The following is a 13,802-nucleotide window of genomic DNA, read 5'->3' on the forward strand; positions in this document are numbered from 1 at the left end:
CCGCCGCGATGACCCGCGCATTGCCGCCGGTGTCGGCGGCGATGCGCGAAACGCACCGATCGCCACGCCGTTGCCTTGCCAGTACGTTCCCTGCCAGTACGCCCCCGACGCCAGCCGCCCACACAGGATCGCCCGCTGCAATGAGCCGCATGCCCTTCGCACGTTCTGGTTCCGCTTCGCGCCGATGCGCATGGTTCGGTCTGGCCTTGATCCTGGCCGCGCCGCTCGCGCAGGCCGCCGACGGCTGCACGTTCGCGCTCGGTCGCGGCTGGCCGCCGGCCACCGAAAACCACGGTTCGGCGGTGGAGCAGTTGCTCGCGGCCAAGGCCGCGCCGCGGTTGAGCCTGACCTATCTGCCGCAGCGCGGCGTGGAAAGCGGCCTGATGCTGATCGCCGGCGAAGGCGACTGGACGGTGCGGCACGCGGTGCCCAATGAGCGCGTGCAGAGCTGGAGTTCCTCGCGCAGCGGCGGCGCCCTGCAACTGCGCGTGGAGCAGGAAGTCGACCAAGAAGAAGCGCCGATCCCGCAAGCACTGGCGGTGCGAGTGGTCAGCGCCTGGAAGCGCGCGCTGACCACGATGGCGCCGGAAGACAAGCCGGCCGAGTTCCACGACAAGGATCAGCTGCTGTTTCTGGTCGACGGCGTCCGCGTCAGCGGATTGCGTCCGGACTGCGGCGTCGGCGAAATCTTGATGGAGCAGGCCGGGCTGATGACCGAGGCCGCCAACGAAAGCATTTCCAAGCGCGAACGCCGTTGGCGCGCGCTGGGCGAATCGCTGGACCAGCTCGACACGCAGCTGGCCCAGGCCGGCGCTGCCTCGGCCGGCGAATGATCGTTCCGGCCGCCGCGCGCATGCCCGCACGCGACGGCCCCGTATCGAACGCGCACGTCGCCCCGACGCACGCGCACCGCACGGCCCCGCCGCGCGACCCCACGACGGATGCGCGCGGCGCGTTCGCCAGAAACAGATCAGAACCGGAGGACACGGCGTCATGGCCAACAGCATCGAAGTAAAGGTTCCCGATATCGGCGATTACGACGGCGTTCCCGTCATCGAGCTGCTGGTCGCGGTCGGCGACACGGTCAAGAAGGACCAGGGCCTGGTCACGCTGGAATCGGACAAGGCGACGATGGAAGTCCCGTCCTCGGCCGACGGCGTGGTCAAGTCGATCAGCGTCAAGATCGGCGACAAGGTGGCCGAGGGCGCGGTGATCGCGATCCTGGAAGCCGCGGGCGATTCCGCCGCCGCCAGCGACACCAAGGCACCTCTCCCGCCTGCGGGAGAGGTCGCCGCGCCTCGCGCGGCGGGTGAGGGCACGCCGGCCGGCGCGCCCCCATCCCAGCCTTCCCCCGCCAGCGGGGGAAGGAGCGAAGCAACGGCAAGCGCGGCGACGAATGCTCCGGCCACGCCCGCGCCCACCGCCGCCAGCGCGAGCGGCCGCAAGGCCGACGTCGAATGCCGCATGCTCGTGCTCGGCTCCGGCCCCGGCGGCTACACCGCCGCGTTCCGCGCCGCCGACCTCGGTCTCGACACGGTGCTGGTCGAGCGCTACGCGAGCCTGGGCGGCGTCTGCCTCAACGTCGGCTGCATTCCGTCCAAGGCGCTGCTGCACGCCGCCGCGGTCATCGACGAAGCCCAGCACGCCAGCGACTACGGCGTCAGCTTCGGCCAGCCGACGATCGATCTGGACGCGCTGCGCAAGTACAAGGAAAAAGTCGTCGGCCAGTTGACCAAGGGCCTGGCCGGCATGGCCAAGCAGCGCAAGGTGCGCGTGGTCGCCGGCACCGGCAGCTTCATTTCGCCGAACGAACTGGAGGTGACGGGCGAGGGCGGCACCCAGCTGATCCGCTTCGAGCAATGCATCATCGCCGCCGGTTCCCAGGCGGTGAAGCTGCCGAACTTCCCGTGGGACGACAAGCGGGTGATGGACTCGACCGACGCGCTGGAACTGGCCGATATCCCGAAGAAGTTGCTGGTGGTCGGCGGCGGCATCATCGGCCTGGAAATGGCCACCGTATACCGCGCGCTGGGCAGCGAAGTCACCGTGGTCGAATTCCTCGACCAGCTGATGCCCGGCGCCGATCCGGATCTGGTCAAGCCGCTCGCCGATCGCCTGAAGAAGCAGGGCGTGGCGGTGCATCTCAAGACCAAGGCCGCCGGCACCGAAGTGGTCAAGGACGGGATCAAGGTGTCGTTCGAAGGCGACAAGGCGCCCGATGCGCAGGTCTACGATCGCGTGCTGGTCGCGGTCGGCCGTTCGCCCAACGGCGGCAAGATCGGCGCCGACAAGGCCGGCGTCGGCGTGACCGATCGCGGCTTCATTCCGGTCGACCGGCAGATGCGCACCAACGTGCCGCATATCTTCGCCATCGGCGATCTGGTCGGTAACCCGATGCTCGCGCACAAGGCCACTCACGAAGGCAAGCTCGCCGCCGAAGTGGCCGCGGGCGAGAAGAAGGAGTGGGTCGCGCGGGTGATCCCGTCGGTGGCCTACACCGATCCGGAAATCGCCTGGGTCGGCGTCACCGAGACCGAAGCCAAGGCCAAGGGCCTGAAGGTCGGCGTCGGCAAGTTCCCGTGGGCTGCCAGCGGTCGCGCGATCGGCATCGGCCGCACCGAGGGCTTCACCAAGCTGATCTTCGACGAAGCCACCCACCGCATCGTCGGCGGCGGCATCGTCGGCGTGCATGCGGGCGACCTGATTTCCGAAGTGGGCCTGGCGATCGAAATGGGTTGCGAAGTCGCCGACATCGGCCACACCATCCATCCACACCCGACTCTGAGCGAGTCGATCGGCATGGCGGCGGAGGTGTTCGATGGGACGATCACGGATTTGTACATTCCGAAGAAGAAAGCCTGAGTCGGAATCCGGCGTCGCGTGTCCCCGATGGACGCGCGGCGCTGGGCGTTCGGCCGGCGGGAGTCTCGAATGACCGGCCTGTTGCCGCTGTTCGAAGCTGAAATGGCGGACCCGGATCATTTCGAGCTCATCGAAGCTGTCGATGAATTGGTCAGTCACATCGGTTGGGCGCTTGTGCAGGCCGAGGCGATGCAGATTCTTGCAAATTCCGAGCTGCTACGGTTCTGGCATCAGGCGATGTGCGTCGTCTTTTGGTCCTCAAGCAGCGAGGTGCGCATCCCGCCCTGTGGCGACGCCATGGACTGCGTTGCACGGCTTTACTTGTGCCTGGAGCGCGATCGTCGATTGGACGAGAACCTCGTTTGGAGCATCGCGCATCAGCTCAAGGGCGTGAGCTACCTGTCGGCGTGGAATCCGCTGCTCGATCGCGAAGTGGTGATGCGCATGGCCGCCATGAGGCTGACGCGTTAGGGATTGGTTTGTCGCAGCGTTCCGATGCGGCGTTGAACTCGTAGAAGCGGTCGTGTCCAAACGAAAGCGCCGCTGTTTCCGGTGGCGTTTCGTTGCCGCGGCATACATCGCCACGGCGTACGTCGATCGGATGCGATGAAACCGCGAGGCAATCGGGTACAAGAGCGTCGGGGCTGAAACCCCTCCCACAAAAGACCTCGGCACGGCGCAGCCAAGTGCGCGCCCTCGCTTGAATGTCTGATCTTGGGGGCGGTGCCTCGATGCGCTGCCTCGATGTGTTGTCTTGACCGGCCCGCTGCGAGCTCTTTTGTGGGCGGGTCTTCAGGCCCGACGCTCTTCGATCAGCCGCGATGAAACTACGCGATCGATCTGTTCCAACAAAAACGCCGCCCTCTCAGGCGGCGTTTTTGTTATCGCGACACAGATCGCCGCGACGTTCTTAGAACGAGAACGTCACACCCGCCATCGGCCCCTTGAAGCGCTGATCCAGCCCGACCGAGGCATCGCCGCCGTTGCGCTTGGCGTCGATCTTGAACCAGTCGTAGCCGACGAAGGCGCCGACCGCCGGGGTGAAGCGGTATTCGACCAGGGCATTGGCGCGGCTGATGTCGCCTTCGTAGTCGCCGAAGTCGCCCCAGTCCGCGTCCAGGTACTGGCCCTGCACGATGAAACGCCACTTCTCGCCCGGCGAGAACTGCAGGCGCGTGCCGACCACCGGCGCGAAGCCGTCTTCGCTCTGCTTGTCGCTGTAGTTGGCGGTGCCGGCCTGGGCGCGCAGCTTGCCTTCGATCTTGGCGTACTCCACGCCGATCTGCAGACCCCAGCTGACCGTGTCGGTCTCGACCACGGCGTAGTCGTACATCACGCTGGCCAGTTCGAACTTGGCCTTGGCGCGGGCGAAGCTGCCGGCCGGAATCGTGGTGTCGTCGAACGAGATGTCCTCGCTCAGCGTGGCGGTCTTGCTCTTGTCGTAGCCGAAGTAGTTGAACAGCAGGCGATGGCGTTCGCCGAAGTGGAACTGGCCTTCGATGCGCGGCACGGTTTCCTTGCTGCCGAAATCGAAGTCCTGGCTGAACTCGTAGGGGCGGCCCTGGAAGGTGGTGCCGGCGGTCAGTTCGCCGCTGGTGTCGACCGACATCGCACCCAGTCGTACCGTGAATCGATCGTCTTCTGCGTGCGCGGGCAGGGCGTAGGCGGCGCTCGCGGCGGCCAGCGCTAGCGTCAAGGGAAGCAGTCTGGAAATCACAGGTGTACTCCGTAAAGGCGGGGGAAAGCAGCACATTCATGTACTGGTGCGTACATGAATGCCGTCTTCGCGGTGGAGTGACCGTGAAAAAATCGGGAGCGACCGATTCGGCAAAGCCAAAACGACTGATGAGTGATGCGTGTCACGAAAAGGCGAAGCCCCGGCGGATCATGCCGGGGCTTCGGGGTGCCCACCGCAGCTTTGCCATTGACGAGGAGAGAGTGGCGGCGGGCGTTCCCAGATACTGACCGGTGCTTTCGCGAAAGGTTCCGCCGTGCGTCAAAGATTTTCGATCACGTCGTCAACGGCGTGCCGGCGACGGCCTGGGCGGCGCGACGGGTTTCGATGCGCTTCCAGACTTTCTCGTGCAGATGGAAGGCCACGGTGTTGCAGGCCGGTTCGACCAGGGCCAGCGCCCCGCCGACCCAGACGCTGCCGGTCATCAGGTAACCGACCAGGAAGGCGACCGAGAAATGCACGCAGGCGAAGCTGAGGGTCTTGCTCATGAGAGGCGGCCTGGATGAGAATTGTTCTCAACAATACGCTTAGCTGTTGCGGAATCAAATCGAATGATCCGACGGTTCCGATAGCTCATGGCTATCGACAGCCGTGTCGGCACGGCGTCCGTTACCTGACGGGTAATTCAGCGCAAGCGCGCCGCGCCGCATAGTTGCGGCCATGAAGTCCCCTGTCGCCGACCCGGCCGCCCGCTCCCGATCGCCCCATGGCAGGTCCGTGACTGCCGCCGGTTGCCGCAAAGTCGCCCGCACTCTATACTTTTGCGGCTCTACCGGGCGCTTTGCGCCAACCCCAGACCGACGAGACCCGCGTGCACGATCCATTGTCCGCAGGCCGCCGGCTGGCGTCGCGCGCGATTGCCTGGCAAGCCGGCGCGACGGCGCTGGTCGCGCTGGCCTTCTACTCCAAGGGCGCGTCCTTCGCGCTCGCGGCTGCGGTCGGCGGCGGCGCGGCGGTAGCTGGCAGCCTCGTGGCGGCCAGGATGGCACTGGGGGGAGGCGTGCAACCGGCCGGGATGGCTGTAGGACGGTTGTTGGCCGGCGTCATATTCAAGTGGGTGGCGGTATTGACGGTATTCGGGCTGGGACTGGCCTGGTGGCGTCTGCCTCCACTCCCCATGCTGGTGGGTTTGCTCGCGGCGACGCTGGCTTTCGTACTGGCTAATCTTTTGAAACAACGATGAAGGTGTCTTTCGTGAGTGAACAGACCGGTTCGGGCGGCCTGAACGAATACATCAAGCACCATTTGACCCACAACACCAGTGAGGTCTTTGGCAGCGAGGCGTTGTCGAAGTTCAACTTCGACTCGTGGATCGTCGCCCTGGTGCTCGGTTTGCTGTTCATCCTGTGGTTCGGCCTGGCGGCGCGCAAGGCCACCGCGGGCGTTCCCAGCAAGGGCCAGGCGTTCGTCGAGATCATCCTCGAGTTCATCGACGGCCAGGTCAAGGACACCTTCCACGGCGACCGCCGCACGGTGACTCCGCTGGCGCTGACCATCTTCATGTGGGTCGTGTTCATGAACACGATGGACCTGCTGCCGCTCGACCTGTTCGGTTGGCTGGTGCACGTCACCGCCGGTCCGGAAGCGGCGCACCACACGTATTTCCGCGCGGTTCCGACCGCCGATCTCAACACCACCTTCGCGATCTCGGCCTCGGTGTTCTTCATCCTGATCGGCCACGCGATCTCGGCCAAGGGCGCCGGCGGCTTCGGCAAGGAACTGGTCACCGCGCCGTTCCACGCGCACGGCGTGATGAAGATCGTGCTGGTGCCGGTCAACCTGGTCATGAACATCATTGAGTGGCTGGTCAAGCCGGTTTCGCTCGCGATGCGACTGTTCGGCAACATGTACGGCGGCGAGCTGGTGTTCATGCTCATCGCCGGTCTGATGGGAAGCATCTACACCTTCGTGCCTGGCGTTCTCGCCAACGCCGCCTGGGCGATCTTCCATATCCTGATCATCCTGTTGCAGGCCTTCATCTTCATGATCCTCACGGTCGTCTACATCGCAGGCGCCCGCGAAAGCCATTGATTCAAGCCGCGTCACCCGCTGCATCCCAGATTTCTAATTCGTTTTCCCTTCACCGCTTAGCACTACCTCTACCAGGAGAAGCACCATGGAGTACATCGCCAACGTTCAGGGTCTGACCGCGATCGCGATCGGCATCATCATCGGTCTCGGCGCGCTGGGCGCCTGCCTGGGCATCGCGCTCATGGGCTCGAAGTTCCTCGAATCCGCCGCGCGTCAGCCGGAGCTGGTGCCGATGCTGCAGGGCCGTATGTTCCTGCTCGCCGGCCTGATCGACGCCGCGTTCATCATCGGCCTCGCCGTTGCTCTGTTCTTCGCGTTCGCCAACCCGCTGATCAGCGTCCTGCAGACCGCTGGCTGATCCGCGTCGGCCCGCGCCCCAGGCGCGGGCCAGGCAATCCGGGCCGGTTCCGGCCGGCCCAACGTAAGTAACGTCGAGGACCCGTCATGAATCCCAACATGACTTTCTTCGGTCAGATGCTCTCCTTCGCGATCCTCGTATGGTTCACGATGAAGTTCATTTGGCCGCCGCTGAACGCAGCGATCGAAGCGCGCCAGAAGAAGATCGCCGAAGGTCTGGCGAACGCCGAAGGCGCCGAAGTTCTCATCCAGCAGGCGCAAGCGCAGGCGGACGAGGTCGTGCGCGAAGCCCGTACCAAGGCCAACGAGGTCATCGAACAGGCCCATCAGCGCGCCAACCAGATCGTCGATCAGGCCAAGACCGATGCAATGGTCGAAGGCACGCGTCTGAAAGCGCTGGCCGATGCCGAGATCGCCGCCGCCGCCGATCGCGCTCGCGAGGAACTGCGCAAGCAGGTGTCCGCGCTGGCCGTGAGCGGCGCCGAAAAACTGCTCAAGCGCGAAATCGACGCCAACGCCCACAAGGCGCTGCTCGACGAGCTTGCCGCAGAAATCTGATCGGATAGCCCAACGCGATGAGCCAGAACCTCACCCTCGCCCGACCGTATGCACGCGCCGCGTTTTCGCTGGCGCGCGATGCCGGCCGTTCCGCGCAATGGTCCGACGCGCTCGCCTTCTCGGCGCGCGTCGCCGCCGATCCGCAGGTGTCCGCGTTGCTCGGTCACCCGCAGCTGAGCGCCGCCGACGCGATCGCCCTGATCGCGATCGACGGTGCGGACGAGTCGGTGCAGCGCTTCCTCGCGCTGCTGGCCGACAACCGCCGCCTCGCGCTGCTGCCGGAAATCTCCGGTCTGTTCGAAGAGCTGCGGGCCGAGGCCGACCGCGTGGTCAAGGCCAAGGTCACCTCCGCCAACGATCTGCCGGCGGCCGAACTCGATGCGATCAAGGCCGCGCTGACCAAGCGCTTCGGCCGCCAGGTCGACATCGAAACGGCGGTCGACGCATCGCTCATCGGCGGCGCGGTGATCGACGCGGGCGACGTGGTGATCGACGGCTCGCTCAAGGGCAAGCTCGCGCGCCTGCAGACGGCATTGGCCGGCTGAAGCCGGGAATAGGGAATCGAGAATAGGGAATCGTCGAAGGCCAGCTCTTCCGACTCCCGACTCCCGATTCCCGACTCCCGAACCAAAAGAAAGCACCCGCGCGTCGCCCCATCGCGATGCAGGACCAAGGAAACGACAATGGCAAGCACCCAGCTCAACCCGTCCGAAATCAGTGAACTGATCAAGACCCGCATCGAGAAGGTCAAGCTGGCCGCCGAAGCGCGCAACGAAGGCACCGTCACCTCGGTGTCCGACGGCATCGTGCGCATCCACGGCCTGGCTGACGTGATGCAGGGCGAAATGATCGAACTGCCGAACAACACCTTCGCGCTCGCGCTGAACCTGGAGCGCGACTCGGTCGGCGCCGTGGTCCTGGGCGATTACGAACACCTGCGCGAAGGCGACATCGCCAAGACCACCGCGCGCATCCTGGAAGTGCCGGTCGGTCGCGAACTGCTCGGCCGCGTGGTCAACGCGCTCGGCGAGCCGATCGACGGCAAGGGTCCGATCGGCGCGGCGATGACCGCTCCGGTGGAGCGCGTCGCCCCGGGCGTGATCTGGCGCAAGTCGGTCGATCAGCCGGTGCAGACCGGTTACAAGACCGTCGACGCGATGATCCCGATCGGCCGCGGCCAGCGCGAGCTGATCATCGGCGACCGTCAGACCGGCAAGACCGCGCTGGCGATCGACGCGATCATCAACCAGAAGGGCACCGGCATTAAGTGCGTGTACGTCGCGATCGGCCAGAAGGCCAGCTCGGTCGCCAACGTCGTGCGCAAGCTGGAAGAAAACGGCGCGCTCGCCCACACCATCGTGGTCGCCGCGACCGCGTCGGAATCGGCCGCGATGCAGTACATCAGCGCCTACTCGGGCTGCACCATGGGCGAGTACTTCCTCGACCGCGGCGAAGACGCGCTGATCGTGTACGACGATCTGTCCAAGCAGGCCGTGGCCTACCGCCAGATCTCGCTGCTGCTCAAGCGCCCGCCGGGTCGCGAAGCCTATCCGGGCGACGTGTTCTACCTGCACAGCCGCCTGCTCGAGCGCGCCGCGCGCGTGTCGACCGAGTACGTCGAGAAGTTCACCAACGGCGAAGTGAAGGGCAAGACCGGTTCGCTGACCGCGCTGCCGATCATCGAAACCCAGGCCGGCGACGTTTCGGCGTTCGTGCCGACCAACGTGATCTCGATCACCGACGGCCAGATCTTCCTGGAAACCGACCTGTTCAACGCCGGCATCCGCCCGGCCGTGAACGCCGGTATCTCGGTGTCGCGCGTCGGTGGCGCGGCCCAGACCAAGATCGTCAAGAAGCTGTCCGGCGGTATCCGTATCGCCCTGGCCCAGTACCGCGAGCTGGCGGCGTTCGCGCAGTTCGCTTCCGACCTCGACGAAGCCACCCGCAAGCAGCTCGAGCGTGGTCAGCGCGTCACCGAGCTGATGAAGCAGAAGCAGTACGCGCCGATGTCGATCGCCCTGCAGTCGCTGTCGATCTACGCGGTCGACAAGGGCTTCATGGACGACGTGCCGGTGAACAAGATCGGTGCGTTCGAAGAAGCGCTGCACGCGCACTTCACCAATACCGCCGGCGAGCTGGTCGACCAGATCAACGCCACCGGCAATTGGAACGACGACATCGAAGGCGCCTTCAAGAAGGGCATCGAAGAGTTCAAGCAGACCGGGACCTGGTGAGAGGCCGGGATTTGTGATTAGGGATTCGGGATTCGGCGCAGCCGATCCCGACACCCGCAGCGAATCCCGAATCCCGAATCCCCAATCCCACGAGCGGAGCGAGCAATGGCCGGCGGCAGAGAAATCAAAACCAAGATCAAGAGCGTGCAGAACACCCGCAAGGTGACGCGCGCGCTCGAAATGGTCTCGGCTTCCAAGATCCGCAAGGCGCAGGATCGGATGAAGACCTCGCGCCCGTACGCGCGGGTCATCAAGCAGGTGATCGGTCATCTGGCCCAGGCCAATTCCGACTACCAGCATCCGTACATGATCGAGCGCAAGGATCCCAAGCGCGTCGGCTATGTGATCGTGTCGTCCGACCGCGGTCTGGCCGGCGGCCTCAACAACAACCTGTTCCGCAAGCTGCTGGGCGAAATGCGCAAGTGGCAGGAGCAGGGCGTCGAGGTCGACGTGGTCACCATCGGCCAGAAGGCCTCGGTGTACTTCCGCCGGGTCAAGGTCAACATGCTGGCCTCGGTCACCCATCTGGGCGACAAGCCGCACCTGGAGCAACTGGTCGGCGTGATCAAGGTGATGCTCGACGCGTACAGCGGCGGCAGCATCGATCGCGTGTTCCTTTGCTACAACGACTTCGTCAACACCATGACCCAGCGCGCGGCGTTCGATCAGCTGCTGCCGCTGCCGGAGCCGGAAACCCAGGTCGCCAAGCACGATTGGGACTACATCTACGAACCCGACGCGGAGACCGTGCTCAACCACGTGCTGACCCGCTACATCGAGTCGCTGGTGTACCAGGCGGTGCTGGAGAACGTGGCTTCCGAGCATGCCGCGCGCATGGTCGCGATGAAGTCGGCGAGCGACAACGCCAGCAAGCTGATCGGCACCTTGAACCTGGTCTACAACAAGGCCCGTCAGGCCGCGATCACCCAGGAAATCTCCGAAATCGTCGGCGGCGCCGCGGCGGTTTAAGCCGGGAATGGGGAATCGAGAATAGGGAATCGACGAAAGCCCAGGCTTTTGACTTCCCATTCCCGACTCCCAATTCCCCATTCCCGACAAACGAATCAAACAAGTTAGCTGGAGTTACAACCATGAGCCAGGGCAAGATCGTTCAGATCATCGGTGCGGTCGTCGACGTCGAGTTCGCACGCGAGTCGGTTCCGCGCGTGTACGACGCGTTGAAGGTCGAGAACACCGCCATCACCCTCGAAGTGCAGCAGCAGCTGGGCGACGGCATCGTGCGCGCGATCGCGCTCGGTTCCACCGACGGTCTCAAGCGCAACCTGGTGGCGATCAACACCGGCAAGGGCGTGTCGGTGCCGGTCGGCGCGGGCACCCTGGGCCGCATCATGAACGTGCTCGGCGAGCCGATCGACGAAGCCGGTCCGGTCGAAGCCACCGAGCATTGGGAAATCCACCGCGCGGCGCCCGATTACGCCGACCAGTCCTCGGGCAACGAGCTGCTGGAAACCGGCATCAAGGTCATCGACCTGATGTGCCCGTTCGCCAAGGGCGGCAAGGTCGGCCTGTTCGGCGGCGCCGGCGTGGGCAAGACGGTCAACATGCTCGAGCTGATCAACAACATCGCCACCGAGCACGCCGGTCTGTCGGTGTTCGCCGGCGTCGGCGAGCGCACCCGCGAAGGCAACGACTTCTACCACGAGATGGCCGAAGCCGGCGTCATCCAGCTCGAGAGCCTGAAGGACTCGAAGGTCGCGATGGTGTACGGCCAGATGAACGAGCCGCCGGGCAACCGCCTGCGCGTCGCGCTGACCGGCCTGACCATGGCCGAGTACTTCCGCGACGAGAAGGACGCCGACGGCAAGGGCCGCGACGTGCTGTTCTTCGTCGACAACATCTACCGCTACACCCTGGCCGGCACCGAAGTGTCGGCGCTGCTCGGCCGCATGCCGTCGGCGGTGGGTTACCAGCCGACCCTGGCCGAGGAAATGGGCGTTCTGCAGGAACGCATCACCTCGACCAAGACCGGCTCGATCACCTCGATCCAGGCCGTGTACGTGCCCGCCGACGACTTGACCGACCCGTCGCCCGCGACCACCTTCGCCCACCTCGACGCCACCGTCGTGTTGAGCCGTAACATCGCTTCGCTGGGTATCTACCCGGCGGTCGATCCGCTCGACTCGACCTCGCGTCAGCTCGACCCGAACGTGATCGGCGCCGAGCACTACGACACCGCGCGCCGCGTCCAGGCCACCTTGCAGAAGTACAAGGAGCTCAAGGACATCATCGCGATCCTCGGCATGGACGAGCTGTCGGAAGAAGACAAGCAGGCCGTGTCGCGCGCGCGCAAGATCGAGCGTTTCTTCTCGCAGCCGTTCCACGTCGCCGAAGTGTTCACCGGCGCCCCGGGCAAGTACGTGTCGCTGAAGGACACGATCCGCGGCTTCAAGGGCATCTGCGACGGCGAATACGACCACCTGCCGGAGCAGGCGTTCTACATGGTCGGCGGCATCGAGGAAGCGGTCGAGAAGGCCAAGAAGATGGGCGTGGGCTGATAGAACCCCACGGTTCCCTCTCCCGCATCGCGGGAGAGGGTTAGGGTGAGGGCGCTTGTTGTTGTTCGTTTGTCCGATCGCAACGACGTTTCGCGCTTCAGCCCCGTGTGCCCTCACCCCTGCCCTCTCCCGCGACGCGGGAGAGGGGGACAATGAATAGAGGCGTTTTTTTATGGCCACCACGTTCCGTTGCGACATCGTCAGCGCCGAGGAAGAAATCTTCCATGGCGAGGCGACGCTGCTCGTCGCCACCGGCGAGATCGGCGAACTCGGCATCGCGCCGCGCCATGCACCGCTGATCACGCGCCTGAAGCCGGGCAAGGTCGTGGTGACCCTGCCCAACGGCGAGCAACTGGATTTCGCCGTGTCCGGCGGCATTCTCGAAGTGCAGCCGCAGGTCGTCACCGTGCTGGCCGACACCGCGATCCGTGCCCAGGACATCGACGAAGCCGCCGTGCGCGCCGCCAAGGAAGAAGCCGAGCGCGCGCTGGCCAACCGCGGTCCGCAGATGGACATCGCCGAGGCCCAGAGCAAGCTGGCCGAAGCGATGGCGCAGCTGCAGGCGCTGGAGCGTCTGCGCAAGAACATGAAGCACTAAGCCGGCCGCTTTACGCCGCTTACGAAAACGCCGGCCTTGCGCCGGCGTTTTTCGTTTTGGCTTCGCGTCATAAGCACGGCAGGTAACGGCTGCGCGCTTGTGCCGTTCCCCCCTTTGAAAAAGGGGCAGGGGGGATTTGCTCTTGCCGGCAACCGCTATGGCTTCCACAAGCAGAAGCAAATCCCCCGGCGCATTCCTGATCAGCCACTCAAGCGATAACGCAGGCGCCAGCCCCCTTTTTCAAAGTGGGCGAATTCTCTGCATTGCGGCGAAGATCCGAATTCGCGCTCGTGCTCGCGCGCCGACCTGGTGCGACTAAGCCGCGGCGCAAGCGCAGTCTGGTTCTCAGCGCCAACGCACCCGACCACGGCGCAAGCGCCGTCGGGTTCTCAGTCCCGATACACCCAACCACGGCGCAAACGCCGCCGAGCTCTCAGCGCCGATACACCCAATGCCGCGACATCACGAACCCGACCCCGCCGAGGATCACCTCGATCACCGGCTTGGCCGCCCAGGTCCATTGCAGGCCGGCATACGCATCGACCGCGCTGATCGCCCAGGTGCTGAGAATCGTCGTGCAGATCCACATGGTCACGAAGCGCGCGAACTGCCGGCGCCCGACCCGGGTGTCTTCGCTGGCGAAGGTGAAGCGGCCGTTGAGCCAGAACCCGAGCAGCGCGCCGCAGATGCGGCCGGTCAGGTTGGCCGCTTCCACCGGCATGCCCAGATGGCTGAGCCCGACCATCACGCCCCAGTCCAGGAAGTACTGCAGGGCGCCGAACAACAGATAGTTGCGGCCTTGCCGGCCCAGGCTCACGCGCGGGTTCCCGGGCGAATGAAGCGCGGGCCATGCGGCCGGACAGGGGGGAGTGCGGTCATCCGCGCATTCTAGCCAAGCCAGGCTGTACCAT

15 protein-coding genes are annotated in these 13,802 nt (G+C 65.1%); 12 read left to right on the forward strand and 3 right to left on the reverse strand.

What is annotated here, in order from left to right:
* Nucleotides 1-140 precede the first annotated feature (140 nt).
* The 3 genes from IEQ11_RS03400 to IEQ11_RS03410 all read left to right on the forward strand — a co-directional run bounded on the left by IEQ11_RS03400 (nucleotide 141) and on the right by IEQ11_RS03410 (nucleotide 3,333).
* Nucleotides 141-833, forward strand: a complete 693-nt coding sequence (locus tag IEQ11_RS03400; protein WP_191821774.1) for a hypothetical protein — start codon at nucleotides 141-143, stop codon at nucleotides 831-833.
* Between the two features lie 160 nt (nucleotides 834-993).
* Nucleotides 994-2,862, forward strand: coding sequence for a dihydrolipoyl dehydrogenase (lpdA, locus tag IEQ11_RS03405; RefSeq protein ID WP_247024713.1), 1,869 nt, complete (start codon nucleotides 994-996; stop codon nucleotides 2,860-2,862).
* 69 nt (nucleotides 2,863-2,931) lie between these two features.
* A complete protein-coding gene (locus IEQ11_RS03410; protein WP_191821776.1) occupies nucleotides 2,932-3,333 on the forward strand; it encodes a hypothetical protein in 402 nt (133 codons plus the stop codon).
* 439 nt (nucleotides 3,334-3,772) lie between these two features.
* On the opposite strand, the gene IEQ11_RS03415 is transcribed toward IEQ11_RS03410, so the two are convergent.
* Together IEQ11_RS03415 and IEQ11_RS03420 are read right to left on the reverse strand one after the other, a co-directional pair.
* A complete protein-coding gene (locus IEQ11_RS03415; RefSeq protein WP_191821777.1) occupies nucleotides 3,773-4,615 on the reverse strand; it encodes a hypothetical protein in 843 nt (280 codons plus the stop codon).
* A gap of 257 nt (nucleotides 4,616-4,872) precedes the next feature.
* A complete protein-coding gene (locus IEQ11_RS03420; protein WP_046660003.1) occupies nucleotides 4,873-5,085 on the reverse strand; it encodes a DUF2061 domain-containing protein in 213 nt (70 codons plus the stop codon).
* Nucleotides 5,086-5,408: 323 nt separating this feature from the next.
* On the opposite strand from IEQ11_RS03420, the gene IEQ11_RS03425 reads away from it, so the two are divergent.
* The 9 genes from IEQ11_RS03425 to IEQ11_RS03465 all read left to right on the forward strand — a co-directional run bounded on the left by IEQ11_RS03425 (nucleotide 5,409) and on the right by IEQ11_RS03465 (nucleotide 12,891).
* Nucleotides 5,409-5,780 (forward strand): hypothetical protein, encoded by a 372-nt coding sequence (locus IEQ11_RS03425; protein WP_036109156.1) that lies wholly within the window; start codon nucleotides 5,409-5,411, stop codon nucleotides 5,778-5,780.
* Nucleotides 5,777-6,628 carry a F0F1 ATP synthase subunit A gene (gene atpB / locus IEQ11_RS03430; RefSeq protein WP_096412750.1) on the forward strand — a complete coding sequence of 284 codons (852 nt, stop codon included), beginning with the start codon at nucleotides 5,777-5,779 and terminating at the stop codon, nucleotides 6,626-6,628. The genes IEQ11_RS03425 and atpB overlap by 4 nt, the downstream gene beginning before the upstream one ends.
* Before the next feature lie 85 nt (nucleotides 6,629-6,713).
* On the forward strand, nucleotides 6,714-6,986 hold the full coding sequence (atpE, locus tag IEQ11_RS03435; protein WP_036108959.1) for a F0F1 ATP synthase subunit C: 273 nt from the start codon (nucleotides 6,714-6,716) through the stop codon (nucleotides 6,984-6,986).
* A gap of 86 nt (nucleotides 6,987-7,072) precedes the next feature.
* Entirely contained in the window at nucleotides 7,073-7,543 is a 471-nt protein-coding gene (locus tag IEQ11_RS03440; RefSeq protein WP_036108956.1) for a F0F1 ATP synthase subunit B, read from the forward strand.
* A gap of 17 nt (nucleotides 7,544-7,560) precedes the next feature.
* The gene (locus tag IEQ11_RS03445) at nucleotides 7,561-8,088 is read left to right on the forward strand and encodes a F0F1 ATP synthase subunit delta (RefSeq protein ID WP_036108953.1); all 528 of its coding nucleotides are present in this window, start codon (nucleotides 7,561-7,563) and stop codon (nucleotides 8,086-8,088) included.
* A 138-nt stretch (nucleotides 8,089-8,226) separates the two neighbouring features.
* Nucleotides 8,227-9,777, forward strand: a complete 1,551-nt coding sequence (gene atpA, locus IEQ11_RS03450; protein WP_036108950.1) for a F0F1 ATP synthase subunit alpha — start codon at nucleotides 8,227-8,229, stop codon at nucleotides 9,775-9,777.
* A gap of 105 nt (nucleotides 9,778-9,882) precedes the next feature.
* Entirely contained in the window at nucleotides 9,883-10,746 is an 864-nt protein-coding gene (atpG, locus tag IEQ11_RS03455) for a F0F1 ATP synthase subunit gamma (protein WP_036108947.1), read from the forward strand.
* 122 nt (nucleotides 10,747-10,868) lie between these two features.
* Entirely contained in the window at nucleotides 10,869-12,293 is a 1,425-nt protein-coding gene (gene atpD / locus IEQ11_RS03460) for a F0F1 ATP synthase subunit beta (RefSeq protein ID WP_046660007.1), read from the forward strand.
* 172 nt (nucleotides 12,294-12,465) lie between these two features.
* The gene (locus IEQ11_RS03465) at nucleotides 12,466-12,891 is read left to right on the forward strand and encodes a F0F1 ATP synthase subunit epsilon (protein WP_036108942.1); all 426 of its coding nucleotides are present in this window, start codon (nucleotides 12,466-12,468) and stop codon (nucleotides 12,889-12,891) included.
* A 433-nt stretch (nucleotides 12,892-13,324) separates the two neighbouring features.
* Here IEQ11_RS03465 and IEQ11_RS03470 read toward each other — a convergent pair whose 3' ends face one another.
* The gene (locus IEQ11_RS03470; RefSeq protein WP_046660010.1) at nucleotides 13,325-13,708 is read right to left on the reverse strand and encodes a GtrA family protein; all 384 of its coding nucleotides are present in this window, start codon (nucleotides 13,706-13,708) and stop codon (nucleotides 13,325-13,327) included.
* Nucleotides 13,709-13,802: the final 94 nt, after the last annotated feature.

It is taken from the genome of Lysobacter capsici, from assembly GCF_014779555.2.
Taxonomy (GTDB): domain Bacteria; phylum Pseudomonadota; class Gammaproteobacteria; order Xanthomonadales; family Xanthomonadaceae; genus Lysobacter; species Lysobacter capsici.

Bases quoted from the DNA above. Each gene is read 5' to 3' on its own strand.
- IEQ11_RS03400 (WP_191821774.1), top strand. From the start codon at position 141: ATGAGCCGCATGCCCTTCGCACGTTCTGGTTCCGCTTCGCGCCGATGC.
- atpB (WP_096412750.1), top strand. From the start codon at position 5,777: ATGAAGGTGTCTTTCGTGAGTGAACAGACCGGTTCGGGCGGCCTGAAC.
- atpA (WP_036108950.1), top strand. From the start codon at position 8,227: ATGGCAAGCACCCAGCTCAACCCGTCCGAAATCAGTGAACTGATCAAG.
- lpdA (WP_247024713.1), top strand. From the start codon at position 994: ATGGCCAACAGCATCGAAGTAAAGGTTCCCGATATCGGCGATTACGAC.
- atpE (WP_036108959.1), top strand. From the start codon at position 6,714: ATGGAGTACATCGCCAACGTTCAGGGTCTGACCGCGATCGCGATCGGC.
- IEQ11_RS03445 (WP_036108953.1), top strand. From the start codon at position 7,561: ATGAGCCAGAACCTCACCCTCGCCCGACCGTATGCACGCGCCGCGTTT.
- IEQ11_RS03440 (WP_036108956.1), top strand. From the start codon at position 7,073: ATGAATCCCAACATGACTTTCTTCGGTCAGATGCTCTCCTTCGCGATC.
- IEQ11_RS03465 (WP_036108942.1), top strand. From the start codon at position 12,466: ATGGCCACCACGTTCCGTTGCGACATCGTCAGCGCCGAGGAAGAAATC.
- atpD (WP_046660007.1), top strand. From the start codon at position 10,869: ATGAGCCAGGGCAAGATCGTTCAGATCATCGGTGCGGTCGTCGACGTC.
- IEQ11_RS03420 (WP_046660003.1), bottom strand. From the start codon at position 5,085: ATGAGCAAGACCCTCAGCTTCGCCTGCGTGCATTTCTCGGTCGCCTTC.
- IEQ11_RS03410 (WP_191821776.1), top strand. From the start codon at position 2,932: ATGACCGGCCTGTTGCCGCTGTTCGAAGCTGAAATGGCGGACCCGGAT.
- atpG (WP_036108947.1), top strand. From the start codon at position 9,883: ATGGCCGGCGGCAGAGAAATCAAAACCAAGATCAAGAGCGTGCAGAAC.
- IEQ11_RS03415 (WP_191821777.1), bottom strand. From the start codon at position 4,615: ATGTGCTGCTTTCCCCCGCCTTTACGGAGTACACCTGTGATTTCCAGA.